Consider the following 24,627-nt stretch of genomic DNA (forward strand, 5'->3'; position numbering starts at 1 on the left):
AATCAGTCCAAACCGTAATGCTCGACCTGAGGCCAATACTCATCCTCGAATGCGTCCTCGATATGGAAATCGGGACTGTTGTCCAAGTCGTGGCACTCCATGCACTTTTCTCTCGCGTCTTCATACAGCAACCGCATGCCGTCGCGAAGCTGCACGCGTTTTGCTTCACTGACGGTCGATCCCGCTTCCTCGGCTGCGGCATGTTCGGCACCCGGACCGTGGCAGCCTTCGCAACCCGCTGCGGCCAAGTGAGGTGTTCCTTCGAGTGACAAGTATCCAGAGACGTAGGGGTAGAAACCTTGAGGGTTCCATCCGGTGACGTGACAACTGATGCACTCGGGATCAAAGTGACGTGGCACGTCGCCTCGTTCACCGGGATGGACCAAAGAATCGGTGGCATGAGCGTGCGGGGTATTCTCCCAAATATCAAACGCCGTCGTGTGGCACTTTCCACACGCTTCGCTGCCAACGTACATTCGTCCCGATGGCGGAGGAATCGGCTTGAGCCCCAATGCCTCCAATCCCAAGTCTCGCAACTGGAATTGATAGTCGGCCATCAGTTTTCGCATTTCGGGAGCATCGGGGATTTCGTGCGTCATCGGCAAGCGGCAATACTTTGCTGGTGAGTTTTTGTACAAGCCAACCAGCCCGACATACATCGCCTTGTTCCCCGTCACGATCATTTTCGTCTCCGAGTTTTCAATCACCTGCATCTGATAGGTTGGCTCGCCATAACCGCCTGAAACGACGACAACGTCAAACCCAGGTACTTGACGGACCAAATTCTCGGCAGCCTTTTCGGTCCCAAAAAAGGTGAGTACCTTGAAATTGGGCGACTCGGCCAAAATCGCCTCAAGCGACTTCTTCGCAGCGGCGACCATCGGTTCGAGGATCATCTCATCGCTGAGTGAAGCTTCCAACGATTCCGGATCCAAAATGCTGGTCATCCCGACTCGGATGCCGCCACGATCGATCACCTTGTGCTGGGGCATCAGCGACGGGTCCAACAAAACGACGTTTGCGGAAACGTACAGTGCATCCTCCGCCGACTCGCTCGCCGCGACCGAAATCAATTCCCCCACGCCCAAACGGACGTCCTCGGGACCAAAGCCTACCGCGTCATACTGCATTTGCTTGAGTGCTTCGGCGGTGCGTTGAAACTTGATCTCCGCTTGACGACCAAACCGACGAACTTGATTGCCGGCGTCAATCGGGGCAACGTTCCACCCGTCGTCTCGCAATTGCTTCAAAAACGTGTATCGCCTCGCAACGCCTCCTTTTTGGTTGTCCAGTCCCGTACAGCCGCACGGCTCGATGTAGCCGTGTTGGTTTCCGGTGATGACGAGCGTCAAATCGGGTGTTGGCCAATCGCGATAGTTTTCCGGGCCCACGGACTGCGCAGCACCCGCCGCGGATCCATCCGAATCCCCAGTCCCTTGGCCCGGCGTCGGCTGCTTGGCCGATGCGTCGGAGGCTGCGATTTGAGGGGTCTCGGGCTGTTCCGTTTCCGACATTTCCTCGGGTACCGAATCCTGCTGCGCAGGCACCCCTGGCGGGGTGGGTATGATTTCCACCTTTATGGGTGGTCCGGCGATTTCGGTAGGGATCGTCTCCAATCGCGGTTGCTCCACGACGGGGTCGTCCGCATCTTGGGCTTCAATGGAGGATTCGCGAAATGCCATCCCAACCAAAACGACCGCAGCAACACAGGCTATCCGAGCGGCGACTCGAAGGGGGGCATCCCCTTTGGGGGGCAGCGGCGAAGGATCGTGAAGCGAAGCTGGTTTGACTGAGATTTTCATGCGATCCAAATCCGTGAAGCGACGAAATGGCTAGATGGGTTCCAGCGAAAATGTTAGGCCAATGGTTAGTTTGTCACCATCGGGGGCATCCGAAACGATCCGCACTTTACCGTAATCGTCACGGTCGCGTGCAAGCCGTTTGGTCCGCTCGGCGCCCGGCTGTAATTCGATTTCCAGCGGGTACAGCGTCATCGTCGCACGCTGAATTGGATCACCGAACTTCGCCCTAACAACATCTTCGGGAACAACACTTTGGACACTTAACTTTTCATGCTCACGATTCGCACCCTTTAACACAACAAACGTCTTGGCTTTCCTTTGGTCTTCTTGTTTCACTACGCCAAAATCGTAGACGTAGTTGCCCGCATCGGTCACCGTCAGCCGCGGATTCGGGATCATACTGATCGAGCCGACGACCTTACCCACGATCGCAGCCGTGAATGCCTTTTTCATCCCCTTCTCACCGGTTTCTCCATCCCCGGCGTCCGCCAGCCCCTGGTCGAGCGTTTCGCCCTCACCACGATGGCGAAAGCTAAGGATTGCGTTCTGTGACAAGGGGCCCTGCCTCAAGCCTGGCTTGATCTTGATCGAAATATCGAATGCTTGCACAGCTTTGGCATTCGCGCCATCGGCCTCGGACGGCTCGAAGGGCTCGATCGTGACCTCTGCCAGCTCGTTCAACGCGTCGCTGGTGAACCGCAGCTCGGGATCTTCAATCCGAGGCAAAAGATAGCTATAGATCTTCGATGTCAGTTCGATATTTTCCTTTGCCGCGACCTCCCCGAACGTGAATTCCTCCGGCACCATCTCCATTTCTCGGACGACCCGTCCATTCACCCTGAAATCGATTGCATAGTGATTCGGGTCATTCGTCAGCACTTGAGCCGATTGTCCGAAGGTACTTGAGTCCGTTTTGACATTCCATTCCAGCAAAACCTCGGTTTGTTCCCCGGGCTTGAGTCGGTCGGTTTTCAACGATCCGAGCGTGCATTTGCAGGTTGTCGCTCCCAATCGCAGCGTTAAATCCCCTTCGCCAACATTCTTGACGATAAAGGTGTGCTCACCCGTGTCGTTCGGCGCCATCGCGCCAAAGTCATACTCAGCACCCTCGGGCAACTCCACTTGGGGATTCTTGACCTGAACCAATTTATCGAGGTGATCTTGGTAGTTTTCTGCCGTAATCTCGCCTTGATACCCGATTTCGCCGAAGTGGGCGGTTCGGTGACCATATCGGGTGTAATTGATCCCCCATCCAGTGGCACTTCCAGCGATCGCAGCCACAACTAACAACAAAAAGAAGCGTTTCACGGTACTACCAAGAATATGCAGGCAAAAAACGGGAATGCTCGAAAACGAATATCGGACTAATTGGCTACGCCAACATTGGTCAGTTGGTTCACAAACCGCTCGCTCGCCGGCACCCGATTCGGCTGATTGGCAACGGCGGCACCGATCGGCTCCGCCACCAAAATCAACTGTCGCTCAAGCATTCGCTCGGAGTTGCTGCCCAGTTTCGACAAGAAATCGGCTCGCGAGATCATCTGCTGGGCGAAGGCTTGATCGCCCGTCGCTCGCGCGATCTCTGCCATTTGAGCCGCCATCCATTCATCCGCAGGGCTCCATTGTGATGCTTGCCGAAAGGTCTGTTCCGCCGCAGCCAGGTCGGCACGATCTCCGAACCGCTGATAGACGTGCAATTGGCCCATCCCCAATTCTCGATACGCGGCTGCATCTTCACCACAGCGCTGCTTGGCCTGCGCCACCCCTTGGTCCCATTTTCGATGAAGCGACAAATCGCGCCGCTGCGACTGGACCAATTGCCAACGATAGGCGTCGGCTTGCCACCGAGCCGCGGACGAGGACCAGGGATCGGCCTGTGTCGCTTCCGCCAAGAAACGGATGGCTTGCAGGTGGTGACCTCGTCGCGCCGCTTCGCTCGCCAACTGAAAGGCTGCTCGTTCTCGCCGGACCGGTAACAACGAAAAAGCGATCAGACAGCCAATGGCGACGACCACCATGGCGAACAAAACGACGTTGGTTTTCAGCGACCGTCGGCTCGGTTGTGTTTCCATTTGGCCTGACGGACAGGGTTGCTGACCAACGGAGGTGACCATTGCGGTTGTCATCCAGACGAAGATGGCAATCCCCGGAATGGTCCATCCACTGGCGATCGACAAATGGATCATCATGGCAACGACCATCACGCTGGCGAGCAAATCGAGGTGATGGTCATCAAGCGATCGCAGCGACGGAGTGGCCAAGACGACAGCCGCCAAGGCGGCGGGAAGCGCGAAGGTTTGCGCATCAAGGTCGGGAATCTGAAGCGTGATCAGTCCGATCAACCAAACCAACAAGATCGACGCTGCTGCACCGCACCCTACCCAACGTTCACTTGCAGCCGGTGGGTCTGGTGTTGCCGTTTCGAGTCCGATTGGGAAGTGACGCAACCTCCGCAGGGCGACAACGGTGATCGCGATGAACAACACCATCAACATCGCAACCGCCATCCACCCACCACTGCCAAGGGTCTCAAAAAGAAAGTGATGTGGGTCGGCGATCTGTTCGCTCGCGCTCGGTTCCCGAAACCGCTCATAAAGTGCCTGGAAATTACCCGGCCCGGCACCGAACAATGGAAACTCGGCCGCCATTCGCAGCGTTGACCGCCAATACTGCAAACGCGTCATCAGAGACGCCGGCGCTTGTTCGAGCCATTCGGGGTTGCCAAACACCGCGAGCCCCGCCAATCCAACAAACCCGGCGACAAGCAATCCCGCCATGCCCTTGAACCATTTCCGGTAAGGCCCACGAACGCGAATCTCCAATACGACGATCATGCCCGCGCCAAGCAATGCCGCCAACAAAGCCGAACGACTGCGCGTTGCCAGCAAGGTCGCCATCGTTAGCGATAGAACAATCAACCACGCGATTCGCCCCGATGGTTTAAGGGGAATCCAGAGAAAACGTAGAATTCCCACGGCGATTAAAACACCAACGAGCAAAACGGCTGCAAGCGAGTTGGCAAGTGCAAACGTGCCCGTGGGTCCGCCATCACGCAACCGATTTTCAAAGACGTTCCGCTCCGACGATCCCAGCGGGGCATCGATGCCAATTTCGGCTAGCACCGCGTCAGGATCCGCTTCGTATTCCGCGCGAGTTTGCGGCAAGCTCACAAATTGTTGATGAAGCCCATGCACCGATTGTGCGATCGCACACCCCAGCATGATCCCCAACATCGCACGCCGAATCGATGAGGTCGTCAAGACCCTCCGGCTGACGAAAAAGATCGCTGCGGCGCTGATCCAAAACCAGGCTTCATTGGTGCTGTAGCGAAGATTCCCCGGCGGCGATGAGCCAAAGGCTGCGATCACCATCCATGCAGCCATCAACCAGGGGATCACTTCAATCAACATCGAAGTCCATCCGTTGGGTTCACCGCTCGCCAACGGAGAAGCCTTTTCCGCCGACCATCGACGGGCAATGTTCATGGCAAACCAACCACCCAACACCAACAATGCGAACAGTGCAAACCACAGCGCATCGCCTTGTTCGACCGACGTGCTATCACTCGGATCGTATTGCGAATACACCAAAAGGGCTGCCAACGCACAGGCCGCTATTTGTCGCTGCTTTCCCACTGAGTCGATTCCAGGATGATCACGAGCAACAACATGCAAGCCACAATCCCGATGACTGTGATCGCTTGCACAATTTCGACATGCGTCAACAAAATGGATGCCAAGCCACACGTTGCGGTTACAAGGTAAATCGTCAAAACCGCTTGCGTGCGAGAGAGCCCAAGCTCGACCAAACGATGAGAAAAATGGCTGCGGTCGCCGACAAAGGGGCTTCGGCCTTGACGGATTCGAATCCACAATACCGTGGTCATGTCATACAGAGGCACCGCCATGACACACAACGGAGCCAACATCGCGTGTGGTCGTGGGCCGTTGTTACTGGCGAACGTCGCCATCAACATTGCGACGGCGATCAGAAAACCGACCAGGTAACTACCGCCGTCCCCCATGAAGATTTTTGCAGGGGGGCGGTTGTGCCAAAGAAACCCCAACAGCGATCCGCAAACCACCATCAGCAGCGCCGCAACGAAAACCTGTGGGCGACTGGTTTCCGGATCCGCGGTCGTTAACATCACGATCGCCATCGACGCCGCGATGATGGCCGCTACACCACCGCTCAGCCCATCCATGTTGTCGAGCATGTTAAACGAATTGATCAACCCAACGATCCAAATCACTGACAACACGTTGGTCAACCAGGTGATCCCGATGAACGCCGTCAGCCCAAATCCAAGTCCGTAGACCACAAACGCGGCCACCGCAAACTCAACGGCCAAACGGAAGAACGGATTCACGCCACCGCGACGATCATCGGTCACGCCCAAGGCCACCAAAACCGTCGCAGCCCCCAGCAGCGACCACAACTGTCCCAGACGCGACCAGGCGCCTTCGAGGTAAGGCTGCAGTGCCTCTGGAAACCTTGCTTGCAGTTCGGGGTAATGACGCAATAGCCCTATCGCAACCGAGGCAGCGGAAAACGTCACCATGATGCCCACCCAGATGCCGATGCCGCCGCCTAGAGGGGTCACCTTGGCGTGAGTGCTGTGACCCCCGGGCTTGGCGACCAAGCCGAGCGCCGATGCAAACCGGCGAACCGGATAGAGCGACAACCAAGTGACCAGCATGGCCGGCAGCACCGACACCACGACCAACCATCCGATCCACTGCGAAAGATTCGTCAAAGCCCCGTCGCCTACGAAAGGTTGAAAAACGTCGAAAACACCGAGGTCTTTATACCAACTAACGTCGCCAGTGAGAATGTCGAGGCAGCTGAGAATGTCACGTGATCCCAAGCTTCGCCCCGACCGATCACGACAACCGTTGCCATCACTGACCGGTCGCAGTACGATGACCCAATCAAGTGGACTCTGCGTCCCGGTAGCTCAATTGGATAGAGTGTCGGCCTCCGAAGCCGAAGGTTGTGGGTTCGACCCCCGCCCGGGATACTGTTGGGGCAATCCCTGTTGATCCAGACCACTCAGGACCACGCTTTTTACGGTGTTTTCTACTTTGCCGATTTCCTGGGATTGGTCAGTAGCGGCAGAGATGACACCGCCCATGACACCGCCGTCCTTGGTGCCGGTGTTATTTCCAGTAGGATCAAGTTCGGTAACTGCTCGTTCCCAGTGTGCCTCTGTGACTTGCAGATAATGCTTTTGAGCAACCTTGTTTGAGTGTCCTAGCCACTTGTCCACAACGTGACTCGGGAACCTGTCTTCAAGGTCCGTTCGGCATGAAGCCCGCAGATTCACAAACGTCTTGGGCCAAGGTTCCATGCCCGCCCGTTCAATCAATCGATGTAGCTGGGTCCGAAGATTGCAAGTGTTGTCCCGATAATGACCGATGACGTAGCGGGAACCCTCGGGTGCTGCATCCCATGCCGAATCAAGCAGTGAACGAAGCTCGGGAAAGATGGGGCAGAAACGTAAGCCGGTCTTTTGCGAATCGATCCGAAGCCGCTTTTCATCCCATTGTAGGTCGGACCACTGCAAGCCAATCACTTCCGACGGACAACGGAACCCAGCGAAGCGACATAGCCCAAAGGTCAACGCCCATTCTGTGTCGCATTGTTTGAGGATCTTGTTTGCATCAATGCGTGATACATAGTGGTCCCTATCTCGGTTCACCTCGCCGCCCAGTTTTGTTTCAGCAGCTGGATTCTCGTTAAGGAGTCTCGCACGAACGGCATGTCTGAAAAACGTCCTAACACGCTTTGCGTGCTTGTTGGCGGTCGATTGTGCTAACTTCGCATCACTCACCATCCAACGATGCCAGCGGTCAAAATCAGCCGGTGTAATGGACGATAGCGGGCGTTTCTCGCCAAACAGTTCGCAGAACCAGCGTTTCGCTTGCCCATAGCAATCTCGGGTGCGCCATTTAAGATCCGTACGCTCTTTGATCCAAGAGTCTAAAGAAGGGTCCGCACAATCGGGAATCGCAGTCTGCCGCAATGCGAGCGTCTGTAAGCCCCCACTTCACAAGCGACTTGTGAATACGCTCATCAACACCTTTTGCCCAACTATCCGCCTCTGAAGACGGCGCAACATTAGCAGCACTCGACCTAACAAGTTCCTCCAAATGCCGAGCCACCGCATCTGCCGCCCGTTTGCTAAATGGTCCCAGCCACAGCGAACGCCGCTTCTTTTCACGCCGAAACTGTAACCGCCAACCCGTGCGCCCCCGGTCAGATTCTTTTCGTAGACTCGCCATCTATCAACTCCCATCAGTTAAACCCATGAACAAGAAACACAACGGCGGGCTGGTCATGGGAACCAGTGTTCGCCCCGTCGGGCTAGCCGCTGCGTAAAGAAATGTATACATCCAATTCCCTCAGGGCCAATCACCACCCATCAGCCACAACCTTTTTCGCCCGTTTCAGATACGTCTCGTGCATCAGGACGTCTCGTGACGCTTCCTGATGGTTCAATAGCGTTTGCGTGCATCACCAGCACGCACATAAAACGACCACCCAAAGCATCCACCCAAAACCACCACCTACGTCAACAACCGTAAACCCCAGTGCAAGAACCCAGATCCATCGAGACAAGAAACACATCAAGGTCCGCATCGGTAGTCCTCCATCGTGTCGGTCAATCGCATCGAGCCATCAGGGCGTCGAGAATCACGCGTAAGGCCCTCGGCCTGTTCGGGTGCAATCTGTCTCACATCGACGCACCGGAGCCCGTAGGATCGCAATGCGGCTTTCAGGAAGCGGCGCATCGAGCGAAGCACCGCATCGTCATCGCCCACCCACGGCTCGGGCCGAAGGGTGACCGCCCAAAGAGTTCGGTCTTTCGGTTTGATCATTGTTCAACTCCTTTTGGTCAACCGCGTGAACGGTCGTCGTCGATTCCGTAGTCGAGAGGACTCATAGCGAAGCGTGCATGAGTGACGCTCGTAATGTGTCTGTATGTAGGCGCGGTGGTGTCCCCACTAGCGGACATGAGAGCGCCGTCTATTGGACATGAGAGCGCCGTCTAGCCTTAGTAGGCGCGGTGGTGTCCTCACTAATCACTTTTCCCGTGATGACGAACACCCTCGGGATCGTCCCCTGCTTCGGTTTGACGAGCTTGATTGCCTGCCATCGTTCGAGGTCATCGAACAACCGTCGCGCGGTTCGTCGATCAACTCCAAGAGCTTTTGCCAAGTCCGATTCGGAAACTCGGAATTGCCGGTTGGCCTGCGCGTGCCGGTAGCACACCAACAGCGCCACCCCATGCCGTGCCGGTAGCTGACGCAACAGCTTGTCAACGATGTGATTCAACTGTTCGAATCGTCGCTGAGATTTTGATTTTGACGTAGCCATTAAAAGGACGCCTCCTCGTAGCTCTCAGCAGCAAACGGATTCGCGTCGCCGTACCCAAGGAACTCGCTGTGTGGCTCCACAATCGGCCCAGGAAGCTCAAAACGCATCGCTGGCATGTTACACCAAGTCATGCGAAACACGTTCTCCGTGCCGGTTCTTACCGCAGTGCAGGTCTACCTTGCGAACCTTGTCGTTGTCATCGACTGGCCCCTCGTCGCGTAGCAAGTAGATCGAATCGGCCATGAACTCGATTTCGCCCGATTCCTTCAGCGAAGCCATCGATAGCTGATTCGACTCGTAACTCGAACCGTTCTTATTACGCCCGCGAGTGACTGCCGAGACAGCTAAGACACCCCATCCCTGATTCGCCAACTGCCGTAGCGACCTCATCACCTGATTGACACCGACGCGGGCATCATCCCCGGGCGCGAACAATTGCAAGTAGTCGAGCAACAACAACCCACAACGCCCTTCGGTAAAGCTCTGCAAGTCACCTAAACCAAAAGGCCCAGGCATAACCTCTATACGATCCAAGTAGGGTCTAATGTCATCAGCCGCATCTTCAACCGCTTGCATCTGGGAGGGAGTCAAATCCGCAAACCGGAGTGCCTTCGCGGGCACCCCTGAACGACGTGTCAATTCCCTACCCAGCAGTACGTCAAAACTAGTCTCAGCGTTTGCAACGAATACAGTGATCTCACTATCGTGATCCAATACATCGAACACATACTGCATTGCAAAGGTCGTTTTGCCGAAACCAGGGGGGGCAGCAACAATGGTGATCTTATTTGGCCCACACTCAAAACCATCAATCCAATCACCAGTCGGATAAAGGTAATCGCCCTCCTTGCGTCTCAATCGATCCAATAATGAATCCAAGCATTGAACCGACTCAGAAACCTCACCCGGTAATGTAAACCCCTCGGGAACCTGCGAAGGAGCAATACCCAAAACCCGGTAACGCTCCAATACATCCTCGGGTGCAAAATCATCGAACAACGGCTGTGAAAAGTCCCAGCTATTACCCTCACCTTGCCCAACAACCTCTACACCCCACTCGTGCGGCACCAGCGCGAACCCTGCATCCATTGCACCTCGCAGCAAACTATCAATCCGATTGGTTATCTCAGGAGCCATTGTCTGAACCCCCAAAATCACGAATAAAAAAATAGGCCGCGAGACTGCGACAAAATCCATCTCGCACTACATTAAAACGCGCTAGCCGCGCCTGCATTTCGCATGCGTGACCACCCGCGACGACCAGTTGGCCATCCTCGACGCAAGCATGATGGGTACACGATACGGCACGCCATACAGCGACCTCGGCTTCCCAACGCAGTTCGTCTATCTTGCCTGCCGAGTACTGGTTGTTAGAATGTGAATGACGGGTCGCATCGTCAAAAACGCTTTGGGAGTTAGCCATTTTTGGTTGCCTCCCTTTTTTCGTCCCTGGTCTCCAGGGCAGCAATCGCAGCATCGGGTCGGTACAGCCGACGCCGACCGATCATCACGGATGGGATCTTGCCATCAGCTCGCAGTCGGTCCACGCTGCAACGACTAACGCCAAGCAACTCCGCCAACCGGTCGCCGTCGACGAGGCGGGGTTCGGATGACTCGTGCAGAAGGCTCCCCAATTGTCGCATCACGTCGGAGACGATCTGCTCACGAAATTGATCGGGATCAGTGTCCCGTAAGATCAAATCAGCCATTGTCCACCGCCTGGCGCCCACGACGGGCAGCAATAGCGGCGAGCTCGTGACGTACACGGGCAAGTGCCTGACGGTCATACAGGCGGACGTGCCCCGCGTATGCCGATGGGTGGATGTCCTCACGAGTCGCTAGGACGTGGCGCACCCGATCAGGCGGCACGCCCAGTAGATGGGCCATGCGGCCCGATGTGAGTAGGGTAGGAGGGTCTGACACTGCGATTGCTCATGTACGAGTACTGATGTGGGGTTTCAGTAGTCGTCAGATCATGCGCGCAAAAATCGCAAAACGTCGCAAATCGCCTTGCAAAATCGGTATCAGTCGTCCATTACCGTGCGCGCACGCTGCTTTCCCCGGGGCATTCGCAGGTCTGCTTTCACCTCCGCTTCTTGCTCGCGGATCAGCCTTTCCAGTTCCTTGTCTTCGCCGCCGATGCCGTCATCGATTGCTAGCGATTTTGGTTTGGCGTGCGAACCGCCGCCCACTTTCCGATAGTCATCCCACGCTTTGATTAGCGTTGGTGCGTTTGGCGAGCATCCTACACGGCGGGCTAATTCGTTCTTGATCGGTACGCTTCTCTTCGATTTCGTTTCGGTAGCCAAGATACCGTTTGCCTCAACAGCGATTTCCTCAGCAGTCATCGGTCCCCGCTTTTCAATCACAGCGATACAGTCCGCTACCAATTGTTTCAGCTGTTCCGATGCTACTGCTAACGCAGCAATGTGGTCAGCATGTTCTTTTGCTTTTGGTCGCGCAAGCTCGGGTCTGGTATTGCCAAGAAACTCATCTAGGTCTGCTCGGCTAGGGCTTGCCGCGATCGCCGCTTTCAATCTAGGCAAATCGTCCGCAAGCTTTCTTACTAGTCGCGGTGCCCTAAGCGGCGGCTCGGGTTCGCAGAATCCGCACTTCATACCATCGGAAACGTTGCGATTCGCGACACTCGCAAGACGTGACACGTCATCCAAGTATGCTGATAGTTCAGTAAGTAGCGCAGCCTTGGTTGCCGGTTGATTCGCCCAGCTTGGTAGCGATTGCTTGCTCATTCCATTGCTCCCCGTTGAAAGATGCCATCGCGTGCAACCCACGGGGATGAGTCGCACCACGACGGCGTTGAAGGCGGGTAGCTAATCCCGCGTTCAGGAAATCCTACCGCTTCAGGGGAGTATTGGAAGAGCCAGTTTACGGGCAACCGTGGGCGGAGTCGGTGAAGAAAGCGGCAGCGGCCCGATCCGCTGCCGCGAAAGACCGGGGAATCCAGGAGAAGCAATGACAACCGCTTCCAACTGTTGTTCCCATCCCTGTAGGTAGGGTATTTCTCTGGCTGCCTCCTTGCAGTTTTCTGCAATCCGCTTGGACGCGTCGGTGTCTAGACCGCCAGCAGTTTATCGATTCAGTAACTCGCTTAAGCTGGTCCAGCCGACGCGCCAAAAACTGTTGGGAGCGATGATCTGGAATGGTTCCGATTGGGGCGTTAGCACTGCGTTCATTTAAACTTCCGACCGACGACCATGGCTGACCACGAATGGAGTTTGTGCGGCTTTCCGCTTCGCCGCAGGCGGATGCTGCCGATGTCATTTCTCGATTCCAAATTGTATTGTGTCGAGAAGCGAGCTACCTTCGCCACACCGCTACTTAACTTGAACCAGGTAGAAAATCGGTTTATGTTCGGGCGTGAATTGCACGGTCTCCGAAAGCGGCGTGACGAGTCGTTGTCGAGGAACTAATTGACCTCACCGCCCCGAACAGATAGAACGCTGACGAATCATTTCCGAAGATGGCCGCTCGATGCGGGCATCGTGTCATAAAACATCGTCACAACTGTGTAATGGACGAACACGCACGCAGCCGCCAGCATAATCCATTCGATTGGATCATTCGGACGCGACGAAGGACATACGGGAGAATTCCTTCATGCAAAGTCGCTCGATCCCGCGTGCTTCGGGGGAAATCGGAGCTAGGTTTAATGTTGACCTGTCATACTTGCTCTTCATCTCTCCTCTACCTATCGGTCATTTCTCCTTAATAGGCAAACCAATCGCGAGGTTGGGACGCAAAGCCATGGGTCCATGAGAACGTGGATCGCCAGGTTACCGAAGGGCGTGAATGCGAGATCGTGGCAACCGAATGACCACCGTGCTGAAAACAAGGGCGATATTGCGTCGCAACCACGTCCTTGATTCGGGGCGCTGTCGAGGAATCGCATATTCGCTTCTTTCGCCAGTGCCGGTTGAGTTTTACAATTCGTTTGGAAATGGGAATCGAGCATCATGCGCACACGATACCGATCGCCTCAGTCGAGGCACCGTCGCGGTGCCACTGCCGTCGAGATGGCCATTGTCGCCCCATTGTTCTTCCTGTTCACCTTCGCATTGGTTGAGTTTAGCCGCATTTCAATGGTGAAGCAGGGATTGACCGATGCAACTCGCGCAGGTTGTCGCGAAGCGATTCTTGCCACCACGCTCAACCGCAAAGATGCGGAATCGAAAGTCCGCGATCACTTGAGGGCGGTTCTTCTCAATGACGCGATGGCCGATCGGTGTCATGTTTCGATCAGCCCCGGCGATCTCAGTAGCGTGGAGCGGGGAACGGAAATTACCACTTCCGTCGAAGTGAATTGCTCCGACATCTCGTGGATAGCCCCGCGTTTCGGCGACGACGTGATGTTGCGGGCGAAGTCAACCATGAAGCGTGAGTAATCAATCGGCCATTCATTTTGTACTGGAGTCTCCAATGACCAGGAAATCTAAAATCAGATTCTCGACGGTGCGACATCATGATCGCAGAGCAGTGGCAGCGGTTGAATTTGCTGTGATTGCACCCGTGTTGATGCTTATCGTTTTGGGGGCGATCGACGTCGGTCAAAGTATCAATGTGGCGCAGATCTTAGATAATGCATCTCGCGAGGGCGCCCGATTTGCTTCTCGCCTGGAAACCACAACTCAACAGCAAGTGGAATCTGCCGTTCAGGCTTACGTAGCAGATGCATTTGCAAGTACTTCGAGCGGCGATTTAGGCATGGCACTGACAGTCAATGTTGGTAGCGATGCCGGTTCGGTGGTTTCCGGGGGAGACCTGACAACCATTGAGTCCGGTGCCAACGTTTCGGTTCAGGTAGCCCTTGATTACGAAACAGTTCGCTGGATGGGAGGCCTGCCAGGTTTTGGCACTTCCACCATCACGGCCACGACCGTGATGCGGCGAGAGTAATCAAGTTTGTCATCGGCTTCGTTGGATTTGTCATTCCGGACTAAGAGGAACAGAAACCATGTTACACAGACCATCCATGCGGCGTCGTTCGCAACGCAAGGGCGCGATCGTTGTAATCGCGGCTATTCTATTTCCAATTTTCATCGCCATGCTGGCATTCGCCGTCGATAGCGGATACCTGTTGAAGAAACGATCCAGACTGCAACACGCCGCCGATGCTGCCGCACTTGCAGCCGTTCGCGATCTGGTGCCGGACGCCTATGGGGATCAAGACTTGGATAAGGTCCGTGCGACGATCCGAAGTTTTGCCAATTTGAACGTAAGGGATGTGGGGAGCTTTACTGTTCTTGGCTCCGATATTGAGATCGGGCGATACGATCCAGAAACCATTTATAGTGACGTTCAGCTTCTGGATACGGGTGTCTTTGACACGGTTCGTGTCACCTTTCGTCGTGATTCTTCCGCCAACTCCCCCGTCTCGCTGTTTTTCGCGAGGATCTTTGGCATGGATGATTCGGACGTGAGTGCGACGGCGACGGCAGTGCTGCAAAAGGCAAGCATTCTGGAACCCGGTGTGGGCGTGCTGCCTTTCTCTATCCCAGAGGATCTTTGGAAGGCAACGCCTGACGGTAATGTTTGGAGTATTTACGGCGACGGACGTATGGAGGACAGCTCTGGGGGTCAACTCCCCGGCAACTGGGGGACTCTCAACCTCGGCACGTCTGCAAACTCGACGGCAACAATCAATGATCAAGTTCTCAACGGTCTCCAACAGGTGCACCTGGATGGACTCTACGCAGAGGGCCGCATTCCTCAGAGCAACCAGATCAGGAGCAGCCATGACTTCAATGCAAATGGTGACCAAGGGCTCTCCGGTGGGATGAAGTCCTCACTCCATACGGTGAAGGGCGAAACCAAGCTGATTCCCCTGTTCGATGGCGTGACCAACCAGGGAAGCGTGTTGGAGTTCCACATCACCGGATGGGCCGTGTGTGTGGTGTTTGACTCACATTTTCATGGTTCCAAAAACACCTATGTCGAAATCCAAAAATCCTACACATACAATGGAATACTGAAGCCAAGTTCCGACTTGAGCGTCACCGAAGGGGTCATCGAAGGAGCGTATACCACGCCCGCATTAGTCGAATGATCCAACAACAGACTCCGTCGTCGCCGTGCTGTCGCAGCATCGGACTCAGATTCGATCTCGTCCTGAAAGCTGCGTTTGCCAAGCCCGAGCTCGTGAATCGTTGCCGACAGTGCATGTTTCACGTTTCTTGATCACGGCTTGGGGTCGGGGCACGGCCTTCCGTCTGCAACAGGACATTCGTGCGTCCGCCTTGGGATTGAAGATCGTCTCAGCGAATCCATCTCTCGCGGCCAGTCGTTTCGCCTCCGAGTCCTTTGTCCGGTAGACCGCTTCGCCTTCGCAACCGCAGTTCGTTCCTCCCTTCCGAGCTTGTTCCGCGTCGCGTTCGACTTGCGGCGGGCGGTGTTGCGTTACGTGCGCTCTATTTAGCGGCGTACGGCATCCTGCCTCCCGCCCTGATCGGGCATCCTGCCCTCGTTCGTCCGCCATTCGCACGGTCGACCACCATCGACGGTACTCGGATCACGTTTCGCTATGGATAGTCTTGGACTCCTACCACCGATGCCGATCTCCCTCACTCAGCGTTCCGCTCATCCTTCGCTTCACTGGTGGCCGACTCACCACCACCGACTCGTCACGCTGCGCTCGCCTCGGTCGTTCGCTACGGCCCATCCTTGGGCCTGCACTCTGACTGCCTTCCATGACATCGGTGGGCTTCATGCGGCGGCATCCGTGACCGCCGAGTTGCCACTCATCGTTACGGTGGATCTTGAACGCATCATCGGTGTTTTGTCGGGATTCGACCGAATTCTTTTTCGTGGGACCATACGGGCGTTGAGTTACGTGGACGGGATGGATAAGTATCTGAACGTACATGGGGTCCTCTACAATCATTTCGGCGGTTTCGTCCAACGCATCTCAAACAAAATCAAGGAACACGCGGCTGAATATGCTGCGGCACATGGCCGGCCGTTCCGATACTTGGCGTCTTCATCCATTTCCAAAGAAGACTGCGCGCGAAGCATCATGGGGCAAGACTCAATTCAGCAGGGATTGGTTTGCGTTTTGTCATGTGTGGAATCGTGCCAAACCTACGAGCTTCGCAAAGATCGGAAAGGGAAACGTCTTGAACTGGCATATGCCCGAAGGAAATGCTTGTTCCTCTATTTCTACTTTGTCGATCGGGACTTTGGCCTGATGCACATCCGACTGCAGACTTGGCTTCCCATGACCATCCAGGTTTGTTTGAATGGGCGTGAATACCTTGCGCGTCGACTGGATAAGGCTGGCATCGGTTACAACAAACAGAGCAATTGCTTTACCCATATTGATGACCTCGCCAAGGCGCAGCAGATGATTGACGATCTGCACCAGCGAAACTGGGTTCACTTCCTGAATGCGTTGGCCCGTCGGTTCAATCCCTGGCTCAAACTGAAAAGTCAACTGAAGTTCCCAGCGTATTACTGGAGCATGCGCGAAAGTGAATACGCGACTGATGTGATGTTCGCTAATGAGGCATCTCTTAATGCCATCTACCCCGCTCTTGTCAATCACGCAGTTCAGCACTTCAGCTGTCGCGATGTGATGCGATCTATGGGCCGTCGTTTTCATTCTGAATTTGACGGGGAAGAGACAAGCGATGTGAAGCATCGTGTGGAAGGAGTAAGAATGAAGCACTGGGTCGATGAGAACTCGATCAAAATGTACGACAAGGCGGGCAGCGTACTGAGAATCGAGACCACGATTAACAATCCGAGACGCTTCAACGTTCGGAGAAAAGCGACCCGTGGCGGCGAAGTTGTTGTTGCATGGTTTCCGATGCGAAAGAGCGTCGCTGACGTTGCCCGGCGTGTGGAAATATGTCACGCCGCGAATGAGCGCTATCTTGAGGCACTCGCTGTCGTGGGAGAATCATCTCCCGCGCACAAAATACTTGATCCAGTAAGTCGCCGGATCATCCGACAGGGACGACCATATCGGGGACTGCGCCCGATCGAACCGAACGAAGTTCGCATGTTCTCGGTTCTGCAGGAAGGGACCTTTCTCTTGCAAGGGTTCCGCAATAAAGACCTACGGTCAAGGCTCTTTCCACATGTCAATCGCAATGACAACGAGCGGAAGCGGGCCGCTTGGCGTATCACTCGGTTGCTACGGTTGCTTCGCGCGCACGGATTGATCCGAAAAGTCTCAGGCACGTTCTACTATCGAATTACACAAAAAGGGCAGAAAGTTATGACGGCGGCTCAGAAAATTCGCGATACCGAACTTCTCGCAATGACCGCATAATCTTTGCTGCCAAAACAAGCTTTCAACAGTTTGTAATACAGAGGGGCCGCTGGGAGACGGTCGCCACGACGGCGTTGAAGGCGGGTGATCAAGCCCGCTTGCTGTCGAATTTACCAACCCATCATTTTCTGTGTACCAGGCTTCCCACAGGATCCGGTGACGCAGCGAGGCAATCCTCATCAAAACTTTCGCAGCAATGATTATTCTGCGATTCCTCTGCTACCACTGCCCTGTCGCTCAGCTTGATCGATGCAAGAGCCGAAGCGATCAGAAAGCCATTTACGAACCAAGTCCCAGTACTCATGTTCCTGCCGTTCCATCAAGGCCTTCGGAACATTCGGACAAGAACCGTACTGTAAATAGGCGTGTCCCGCTTCGTGCAGGATCGTCACGATTGCTTCGTCTTCTTCAAGGTCCTTGGCGTCGACAATAATCACGCTCGCTCGCCGAACATCTTAGCGGAAGAGTGCAAGCGTAATCGACTCGAATGCGACCACTCTGAGCTACGCGAAACGTAAATTTCCAAATAATTCTCCAAACACTCGGCAACGTCTAAGGGAACCTGGCCCAAGTTGCCAAAATCACCCAGCCTCCGCAGGTAAACATCCAGACTGCCCTTTTTAGGGTTCTTCCAGCACCACAATGGGGCCTACTCAAAGCATCCGATGCTCCCCCCACTGGCATTAGTGGCAAAAAAGACACCGCTGTAGTGAATGGACGTTTTCCTCGTAAAGCGTGTATCCGCGACAGCAGGCGAAAAATGCTTGCAGAGTCAGATCGTTCGTAGTAAAACGAAGATGGCCACTTCAGTCCCCCCCGATATTCAGTTTATCTCCTGTGAACAGCCAACAACCTCGCATAGCGAAAATCAAGCAGGCCGTGACGTCGGTAGCGTTGGCTCTTGCCTGGGTAACGAGCGGACAAGCTGGCGTGATGCTGGTCACAAACCGGTTGGACGATACGGAAATCAGCTGCAAGTGTTCGTCGCTGGAAGTTATCGCTCATGAATTGGTCATTGAATCAACAGATGCAGATGACTCAGTCGGTGCATCCTTGCTGGGTACGATGCAAGCAGATTCGTCTGCAAATGGGCCACAATTCCCTGACTTATTAGGGATGGGTGATTGGCAGGCTGCCGCGCGTGTGTCGAGTGAGCAAGTGACGCTGTCGCTAGATCCTAAACTACCCGCCCCAGTACCTATCGAGTTACTGAAAATCCCCATCGCGATGGCTGCAACCTCTTGTTGTAGTCAATTTTTTGATCCTTCTTAACGGGGCGATTGTCAGATGAAAAGACTAATTAAAATTCAGTATGGACGGGCAGCTTCATTGTTCGTTGTAGCGTTTCTGTTCTCCAGTTCCGCGGCGTCGGCTGGTATGATCACTTCGACGCTGACTGGCGACTTACGACCAGAAAATCCCGACAATTTGATTGTCAATGTCAAGGTGACGTTTGACGATGCGCTAGATACGACAGCGGATTGGGTTATCGACATCAACTCTCCGCTTCATCCCGGTATCAAACTCGATGCGTTCCTTTTCAACTTGGACGTGTCGTCTTCCAACGTAAGTTTCTCTAATTTTTCACCGGCTGGCTGGAATATTACCGTGGAGGATAGCAACCCGGGGGTTGGTGGTACAGCCTTCACCTTCATAGCCAATGATCAGCCCGGGCAACCGAATAATGACGTTAACGATTCAACGAACCTAACATTTACTTCGACGCTTTTATCCGGGTATTGGAGTACGTCGATATTCACGGAGGCCAACACCGAGATCGGGAACGACGATGCTGGATTCGGACAGTTAGGGGCGCACTTACAAAGCTTGACCCAAAACCCCGGAGACGGCACAAACACCGATAGCGGATTTGCGTTTGGCTTGTATGTAGATGCGAGCCCATCCCCAGTTGTTACCGTTCCCGAACCCGCGACGCTTGCGATTTGGTCGCTGCTAGCAGTTGGCTGCGGCGCAGACGTTCGACGACGCCGCAAGAAAAACGCTTAGACGGTCTGAGTTATTGGTCGTGTCACTCACGACCCCCACATTGCCCAAAGGGAATCGAGTCGCTCGAAAGAGAGACTCGATTCTTTTTTTTCTGATGTCTCATCAACTTCGGTTTCGCTGGCATCATTGGCGGTCCTGGCCGCGAATAAGGTATCGACTTGCTCGAACTTGCTCGCTTTCGCTTTCGACGTCCCCATGAAGGTTCGATTCACCTCTTCTTCGAAGCGATCTGGGGCGCTGGATATTCGATCGATCGATCGTTGAGTATCGGTCGGGGCGACCGCCTCGATCGATGGATGAAGGTCCGTCGGGGCGACCACCTCGATCGTTAACGCCGCCGCCGGCGTTTTCTTCTTCCCTTTACCACCACCTCCGCCTTTTTCGTTGTCCTGGTTGGTGAGCTGGACATCGTCCACGTTGAGTCCGCTATAGGCCTCGTCGCTGCTTTGGGCCGAGCCGGTTTGAATCACGTACGAAACGTTGCGATCGCGAACCGCATCATCCACGCCCGTGACGGTCACAATTTGAGCGGTCCCCCAATTTCCAGGTGTAAAGGTCAAAGTCGTTTTGTCGACAATCCCTTCACTGACGTCGCTGGATGAAAGTGAGACCGTGACATCGGAAGTCGGTGCCGAGTCAAGGACGATGCTGAACGTAGCCCATCCCCCGGCTTCGCTGGTCGTCAGCCCACTTGTGGGCGAGACCGTGATTCCGGGAGGTTTTGGAGCCGCGTCGTCGTTGACAATCATGCCATTGGCTGTTGAAGTCGCGATCAGAGTTCCCGCTGTCGGGTTGGAAAGAGCGACCACGAACGACTCATCCGACTCAGAATCGGTATCGCCCGACACGTCAATTGAAATCGTCTTCGATGTCTCTCCCGCTGCGAATGCGACGATCCCACTCGGCAAGGCCCCGCCAGCGAAATCGGATGCATCCGCGGCGGACACCCCGCTGCCGCTGACCGCCCAGGTGACCTCGGTTGCGGATGACGTATCACCACTTCGCGTCACCGTAAACGTAAACGTCTTGGCACCGGCATCGCCTTCCGTTTGATCGCCGCTGGTCGCGCTGATGGAGACGTATCCCGCATTGGTATGCACCAGCGATCCGCTGATCGAATACGATCCAAGGCTGCCATAATCGCTGTAGCCGAGGGATGCGGGGTCGCCCTGTCCGGCACCGTTGACCTGGACGAAGTATTGCCCCGCCGCCAACGTTGCCGAAACGGTCGCGGACAGCGATCCGATTGGATTGGACGAGACGATCAAGGCCCCGGTTGCATCGAGCAGCGCCGCGTAAATATCGAGGTTCGGCCCTCGCTCAAACGGCGTGACGTCAAAACTGACTGTGCCCGCGTCGGTCAGGAAGGTGAACACATCGACGTCATCATTCCGTTCGACGATTCCCGAATCGGCAACGGAGCCTTGCTCCGCGGACAACACCGACGCGGTCAGTGTCGTGTTGCCGTGATCGTCCGCGCGATATCCGAAGCCGTTGTTACCGGTGATGATCGCAAGATCATCTTGAGTGTTGTTGGCGTAGGCGTATTCGCCGCGACTCCACTGAGTCAACGCCTTGTAGTAGCCGACCCCCATGATCGGCGCCCATCCAGTCGCACCGCTGCCGTGACCTTGATAATAGCCCTCCGAAGGCGAGGTGCGTCCGTCATGGTTGAGCCCCAATGCGTGGCCAGCCTCGTGGGTGATCGCTTCGGCGGTGTACTTTTCGTTGCCATTGCCCAAGTTGTCTTCGAACACGAAGACCGGCGTATCGCTGCTCCAGTTGAACGAGCCGATATAGGCCACGCCACCGGCGCTTCCGTACCACGATCCGTTGCCACCAATGGACACGCGGACTCCCCATTCATTATCGCCCGACCCGCTCTTGATCAGACGATCCAAACTAGGTTCTTCGGTGGTGACATCGACATCGAAGGGAATGAAATCTTCGGCGACTCGCTGCCAGATGGCTTGAATTCGACTCAGCTCCGAGTCGGCAAGCGTGGCGTCACCGGTGGTATTGAAGGCGGGCGTGACGATGTCCGCTCCGCCATTGAAACTGTTCCAGGACGTTCCGGACGTGACGTGTCCGTCAAAATCAAGAAAAACAGTGTGAGATGCGCCAGGATTGCTGTGAAGCGAGAACGTGTCGGCCAGCGTCATCCCGTCGAGACTCGCCGGCCCCTCGGTCGCCCCAGCAGCCTCTGCGTGGCCGATCGCCGTGGGCAGTTGGTGATACTCGTTGCCATAAATGTCATGATGATACTCGCCCAATCCATCGTCCACGGGAAAATCATGGTCAACTAGCGACATCGCACTCAACACGACACGCGGCTCCAGAGTCTGGAAGGCAAACAGCCGACGACGGACTTTCTGTTGTTGACCTGATCGCTTACGCAGTGGTTTTCGGGACATCGTGACTTTCTTCGGAGGTGAAATAGAAAGGGGTTGATTTGATTAGGGAAAGCGACACGTCGTGGCGACTCGGTCTCCACAACCTAAACTCTAGGTCACAAATCGATCGGTGGTCGCAGAGTTGTTGAAATTTGTGCTCAGATCTAGCGGGAATATGGCCCTGCTACTGCTTACTTGAATCAGCGGGTGGGTGCCAAAATCAACCATCCCTTGTCTGAAGGATAGTCACAGCTAAACCGATAGCCGCGAATAATAGCGGAGAACGGCGAAGGCCGTAAACCGCCAATCACGATGGGAATCGCGGCAGATGGGTGAATTCTGCAATTCCAGAGTTCTTTACGGTCCATTGTTTTTTTTCAGCCATCCTCGGGCGCCATCGCTCATCCACCGCGTCGCAGGGGCTCGCCCGAGATGCGAGCCAATAGTATTTCCGAAACCAGAGTAAAGGCCCCTTATTTTCGCAGATATCCACGACGAACCGTCGTCTTGCACAACAGACGGTTGAGCATCGATGGCCTAACGATCGATGACTTCGAGACGGCTGCTTCCTTTTTGCGGCGTCACGGATGAAGGGAATCGCTCGATCCATCACGATCTCGGCCGCACAGCCTTCGATTGGTTTTTCCAATGGCCTGCCGTTGTGAACGTAGCCAGCTCGCAGATCAATCGCCGTTGGCGAAGAGACGCCGCTGAGCGCTCGCCCGATCCCTCCAGGATCGGTGTAAGGGTTGTGCGTCGGGACCGACGACGGACTCGCAAACCACTCGTCGAAGCCGGCCATACCCGGCGTCATCAGGACGCTTTTGTCCCCCTTGTAGTCCGGCGTCAGCATGCCGAGATGCCACTTCCCGAAGTGCCCCGTCGCGTAGCCTTTAGCTTTGACGAGTTCAGCGATGGTGAACTCGTCGGCTTTTAAATGACTGACAGCACCGCGATGATTGCTGATGCCACAACGGGTCGCGATGCGTCCGGTTAGCAATCCCGCTCGCGACGGTACACACAGCGGTGAACCGACGTAAAAACGATCGAGCCGCGCCCCGGACTTTGCCATTTGATCCAGATCCGGCGTTTTGATGTGCGGATGCCCGTTGTATCCAACATCCCCCCCAGCCAAGGTCATCCGCCATGCAGAGAACGATGTTGGGTCGATTCTTCTGTTCGCTTGCTGCATGTATCGAGTCGACCAACGACGTCGTGACGATCGTAATGAGAAGCAAACGGATTGATGTGATGTAGGTTGTCTGTTTCATTTCGATATCCAGGTGCTGCGTCGAAGGTCAAGGTCAATGCCCACGACACTCATCACTGCTTGTTAGTATTGCCGGAGTTCCGCTTGGGAGCGTTTCCACTAACCATCGGATCGATCTCACCGGTCTTGAATCGCTGGGTGTGGTATTGATATCGCATGACCGTGTAGCGTGCGACTTCCTCCCACAGCGGTTCCATCTTGTCCCGCTCCCATGCTTCCAGCAGCCCGTTCAGCTGACTGACTCGTTCCGGCTGCTGCGCGGCAAGATCCTTTCGCTCAGCAATGTCGTCCTTCAGGTTGTAGAGCGCGTGGCCATAGCCATCGACGCGAATGAGTTTCCAATGCCCGTCGCGCATGGCGGCACATTCCAGCTTGCGCCAATAAAGCCGCTGGTGCGGGGTACCATCGTTTTCGCCCGTCACATACGGCATCAAATCGACGCCATCGACTTCGCGCGGCTGAATCAGTGAACCACCCGCCGCGACCAGACTCGTGGGATAGATATCCAGAGCAGACACCATCCGGTCGTACGTTTTCCCGGCGGGAACGTGGTCCTTCCAATACAGAAGGAACGGGACGCGATGTCCGCCCTCGAATTTGAATCCCTTCTTTCCTCCCAGTGGATAGTTCGAGAAAGTTGGACCAATCCCGCCGTTGCCGCTCAGGAACCAGATGATCGTGTTGTCCATCAACTGGTGTCTTTCGAGCGCACTGAGCACTTTGCCGATATTGCGATCCATCCCGTAGATCAAGCCGAGGTAATGGTCGTCCGTGCCTAACGCCTCCATATCTTCAGGCTTGGATTGCAGCGGCCCATGCGGAGCAGTGAATGAGAGGTAAACAAAAAACGGTTTGTCTTTGCTGTCTTCGATGAAGCTGACTGTCTGGTCGCCGAGACGATCTGTCAGATGACCATCAAATGTCACCTGCGTCCCGTTATGTTCGATGGCTTTGTCGCTGCCGGGTTTGTCGGTTTTTTTCTCGTCGTACCAATACGTTCGCGAACCTTCCCGCAAACCCCAGAATACGTCAAAGCCGCGCCGGGTTGGGTAGTGTTTCTCTTCACTGCCCAGGTGCCACTTTCCGAAGATAGCTGTGCGGTAACCGAGAGATTGAAACGCCTGCCCTATTGCTTGTTCCCTGGTGTCCATCCCATCTGGGCGACGCGGCGAGTTGCCTTCGTGACCGAATCGTTGCTGATAGCGCCCCGTCATCAGTCCGGCCCGACTGGGACTGCAAACGGAGGCACTGACATGACCATCCGAGAAACGCGTTCCCATGTTCGCCAAGCGATCAAGGTGAGGCGTCTTGATTCGATCGGAACCCTGAAACCCCAGGTCTTCATAACCCAAATCATCGGCCAGAATGAGAATAACATTCGGCTTTTGCTCGGCTGCCTGAAGCGGCAGATCTGAGACTGCTGCAAGGCAAGTCACCGTCGCGACAAACAGTTTTCGGTTCATGAAATCAAGTCTCATGCTCATC

At 55.1% G+C, this 24,627-nt stretch carries 23 protein-coding genes, 1 tRNA gene, 1 pseudogene and 1 riboswitch; of the genes and pseudogenes, 8 read left to right on the plus strand and 17 right to left on the minus strand.

Going from position 1 to position 24,627, the window contains the following annotated elements; genetic code table 11:
- Window positions 1–2: 2 nt before the first annotated feature.
- The 4 genes from Poly41_RS28095 to Poly41_RS28110 are packed head-to-tail and all read right to left on the minus strand — an operon-like array spanning window position 3 to window position 6,501.
- The gene (locus Poly41_RS28095; RefSeq protein ID WP_146530697.1) at window positions 3–1,802 is read right to left on the minus strand and encodes a multiheme c-type cytochrome; all 1,800 of its coding nucleotides are present in this window, start codon (window positions 1,800–1,802) and stop codon (window positions 3–5) included.
- 30 nt (window positions 1,803–1,832) lie between these two features.
- On the minus strand, window positions 1,833–3,110 hold the full coding sequence (locus Poly41_RS28100) for a DUF1573 domain-containing protein (RefSeq protein ID WP_146530698.1): 1,278 nt from the start codon (window positions 3,108–3,110) through the stop codon (window positions 1,833–1,835).
- A 56-nt stretch (window positions 3,111–3,166) separates the two neighbouring features.
- Window positions 3,167–5,437 (minus strand): O-antigen ligase family protein, encoded by a 2,271-nt coding sequence (locus tag Poly41_RS28105; protein ID WP_146530699.1) that lies wholly within the window; start codon window positions 5,435–5,437, stop codon window positions 3,167–3,169.
- Window positions 5,416–6,501, minus strand: a complete 1,086-nt coding sequence (locus tag Poly41_RS28110; protein ID WP_146530786.1) for an MraY family glycosyltransferase — start codon at window positions 6,499–6,501, stop codon at window positions 5,416–5,418. The genes Poly41_RS28105 and Poly41_RS28110 overlap by 22 nt, the downstream gene beginning before the upstream one ends.
- A gap of 247 nt (window positions 6,502–6,748) precedes the next feature.
- Between Poly41_RS28110 and Poly41_RS28115 the strand changes: the two genes are divergently transcribed.
- Window positions 6,749–6,822: transfer RNA gene (locus tag Poly41_RS28115), tRNA-Arg, on the plus strand.
- Between the two features lie 195 nt (window positions 6,823–7,017).
- Here the strand turns inward: Poly41_RS28115 and Poly41_RS35820 are convergent.
- The 7 genes and pseudogenes from Poly41_RS35820 to Poly41_RS28140 form a co-directional block, all read right to left on the minus strand.
- Window positions 7,018–7,827, minus strand: a pseudogene (locus Poly41_RS35820) (tyrosine-type recombinase/integrase); the annotation flags it as partial.
- Window positions 7,828–8,431: 604 nt separating this feature from the next.
- The gene (locus Poly41_RS28125) at window positions 8,432–8,683 is read right to left on the minus strand and encodes a hypothetical protein (RefSeq protein WP_146530700.1); all 252 of its coding nucleotides are present in this window, start codon (window positions 8,681–8,683) and stop codon (window positions 8,432–8,434) included.
- Between the two features lie 498 nt (window positions 8,684–9,181).
- A complete protein-coding gene (locus tag Poly41_RS35465) occupies window positions 9,182–9,313 on the minus strand; it encodes a hypothetical protein (protein ID WP_261344921.1) in 132 nt (43 codons plus the stop codon).
- The gene (locus tag Poly41_RS28130) at window positions 9,300–10,319 is read right to left on the minus strand and encodes a DnaB-like helicase C-terminal domain-containing protein (RefSeq protein WP_197231730.1); all 1,020 of its coding nucleotides are present in this window, start codon (window positions 10,317–10,319) and stop codon (window positions 9,300–9,302) included. Before Poly41_RS28130 ends, Poly41_RS35465 begins: the two co-directional genes overlap by 14 nt.
- Window positions 10,309–10,605: a hypothetical protein gene (locus tag Poly41_RS34475; RefSeq protein ID WP_197231731.1), complete on the minus strand. Its 297-nt coding sequence runs from the start codon at window positions 10,603–10,605 to the stop codon at window positions 10,309–10,311. The genes Poly41_RS28130 and Poly41_RS34475 overlap by 11 nt, the downstream gene beginning before the upstream one ends.
- Complete coding sequence (locus tag Poly41_RS28135) at window positions 10,598–10,891, minus strand: helix-turn-helix domain-containing protein (RefSeq protein ID WP_231616009.1); 294 nt, start codon at window positions 10,889–10,891, stop codon at window positions 10,598–10,600. Before Poly41_RS28135 ends, Poly41_RS34475 begins: the two co-directional genes overlap by 8 nt.
- A 315-nt stretch (window positions 10,892–11,206) precedes the next feature.
- Window positions 11,207–11,932 carry a hypothetical protein gene (locus tag Poly41_RS28140; protein WP_146530702.1) on the minus strand — a complete coding sequence of 242 codons (726 nt, stop codon included), beginning with the start codon at window positions 11,930–11,932 and terminating at the stop codon, window positions 11,207–11,209.
- Between the two features lie 465 nt (window positions 11,933–12,397).
- On the opposite strand from Poly41_RS28140, the gene Poly41_RS34480 reads away from it, so the two are divergent.
- From Poly41_RS34480 to Poly41_RS28155, 4 genes are all read left to right on the plus strand, one after another.
- On the plus strand, window positions 12,398–12,613 hold the full coding sequence (locus tag Poly41_RS34480; protein WP_197231732.1) for a hypothetical protein: 216 nt from the start codon (window positions 12,398–12,400) through the stop codon (window positions 12,611–12,613).
- Window positions 12,614–12,904: 291 nt separating this feature from the next.
- Window positions 12,905–12,984, plus strand: a riboswitch (cyclic di-GMP riboswitch).
- Window positions 12,985–13,156: 172 nt separating this feature from the next.
- Entirely contained in the window at window positions 13,157–13,585 is a 429-nt protein-coding gene (locus Poly41_RS28145; RefSeq protein ID WP_146530703.1) for a TadE/TadG family type IV pilus assembly protein, read from the plus strand.
- Window positions 13,578–14,096 (plus strand): TadE/TadG family type IV pilus assembly protein, encoded by a 519-nt coding sequence (locus tag Poly41_RS28150; protein WP_146530704.1) that lies wholly within the window; start codon window positions 13,578–13,580, stop codon window positions 14,094–14,096. The genes Poly41_RS28145 and Poly41_RS28150 overlap by 8 nt, the downstream gene beginning before the upstream one ends.
- Before the next feature lie 58 nt (window positions 14,097–14,154).
- Window positions 14,155–15,246, plus strand: a complete 1,092-nt coding sequence (locus Poly41_RS28155) for a pilus assembly protein TadG-related protein (protein ID WP_146530705.1) — start codon at window positions 14,155–14,157, stop codon at window positions 15,244–15,246.
- Window positions 15,247–15,738: 492 nt separating this feature from the next.
- On the opposite strand, the gene Poly41_RS28160 is transcribed toward Poly41_RS28155, so the two are convergent.
- Both Poly41_RS28160 and Poly41_RS28165 read right to left on the minus strand, forming a co-directional pair.
- Entirely contained in the window at window positions 15,739–16,080 is a 342-nt protein-coding gene (locus Poly41_RS28160; RefSeq protein ID WP_146530706.1) for a hypothetical protein, read from the minus strand.
- 174 nt (window positions 16,081–16,254) lie between these two features.
- Complete coding sequence (locus tag Poly41_RS28165; protein WP_197231734.1) at window positions 16,255–16,557, minus strand: hypothetical protein; 303 nt, start codon at window positions 16,555–16,557, stop codon at window positions 16,255–16,257.
- Between Poly41_RS28165 and Poly41_RS28170 the strand changes: the two genes are divergently transcribed.
- Entirely contained in the window at window positions 16,540–17,472 is a 933-nt protein-coding gene (locus tag Poly41_RS28170; RefSeq protein WP_197231736.1) for a hypothetical protein, read from the plus strand. The two genes, Poly41_RS28165 and Poly41_RS28170, sit on opposite strands and share 18 nt — an antisense overlap.
- A gap of 200 nt (window positions 17,473–17,672) precedes the next feature.
- On the opposite strand, the gene Poly41_RS28175 is transcribed toward Poly41_RS28170, so the two are convergent.
- Window positions 17,673–17,909: a hypothetical protein gene (locus tag Poly41_RS28175; RefSeq protein WP_146530709.1), complete on the minus strand. Its 237-nt coding sequence runs from the start codon at window positions 17,907–17,909 to the stop codon at window positions 17,673–17,675.
- A gap of 400 nt (window positions 17,910–18,309) precedes the next feature.
- Between Poly41_RS28175 and Poly41_RS28180 the strand changes: the two genes are divergently transcribed.
- Both Poly41_RS28180 and Poly41_RS28185 read left to right on the plus strand, forming a co-directional pair.
- On the plus strand, window positions 18,310–18,744 hold the full coding sequence (locus tag Poly41_RS28180; RefSeq protein WP_146530710.1) for a hypothetical protein: 435 nt from the start codon (window positions 18,310–18,312) through the stop codon (window positions 18,742–18,744).
- A 105-nt stretch (window positions 18,745–18,849) separates the two neighbouring features.
- Complete coding sequence (locus Poly41_RS28185) at window positions 18,850–19,479, plus strand: hypothetical protein (protein ID WP_146530711.1); 630 nt, start codon at window positions 18,850–18,852, stop codon at window positions 19,477–19,479.
- A gap of 26 nt (window positions 19,480–19,505) precedes the next feature.
- Here the strand turns inward: Poly41_RS28185 and Poly41_RS28190 are convergent, their stop codons facing one another.
- From Poly41_RS28190 to Poly41_RS28200, 3 genes are all read right to left on the minus strand, one after another.
- On the minus strand, window positions 19,506–21,893 hold the full coding sequence (locus Poly41_RS28190; RefSeq protein WP_146530712.1) for a Calx-beta domain-containing protein: 2,388 nt from the start codon (window positions 21,891–21,893) through the stop codon (window positions 19,506–19,508).
- A 286-nt stretch (window positions 21,894–22,179) separates the two neighbouring features.
- Window positions 22,180–23,064, minus strand: a complete 885-nt coding sequence (locus tag Poly41_RS28195; protein ID WP_146530713.1) for a sulfatase-like hydrolase/transferase — start codon at window positions 23,062–23,064, stop codon at window positions 22,180–22,182.
- Between the two features lie 131 nt (window positions 23,065–23,195).
- A complete protein-coding gene (locus Poly41_RS28200; protein ID WP_197231738.1) occupies window positions 23,196–24,620 on the minus strand; it encodes a sulfatase-like hydrolase/transferase in 1,425 nt (474 codons plus the stop codon).
- Between the last annotated feature and the right edge of the window lie 7 nt (window positions 24,621–24,627).

The organism is Novipirellula artificiosorum (genome assembly GCF_007860135.1).
Taxonomy (GTDB): Bacteria; Planctomycetota; Planctomycetia; order Pirellulales; family Pirellulaceae; genus Novipirellula_A; species Novipirellula_A artificiosorum.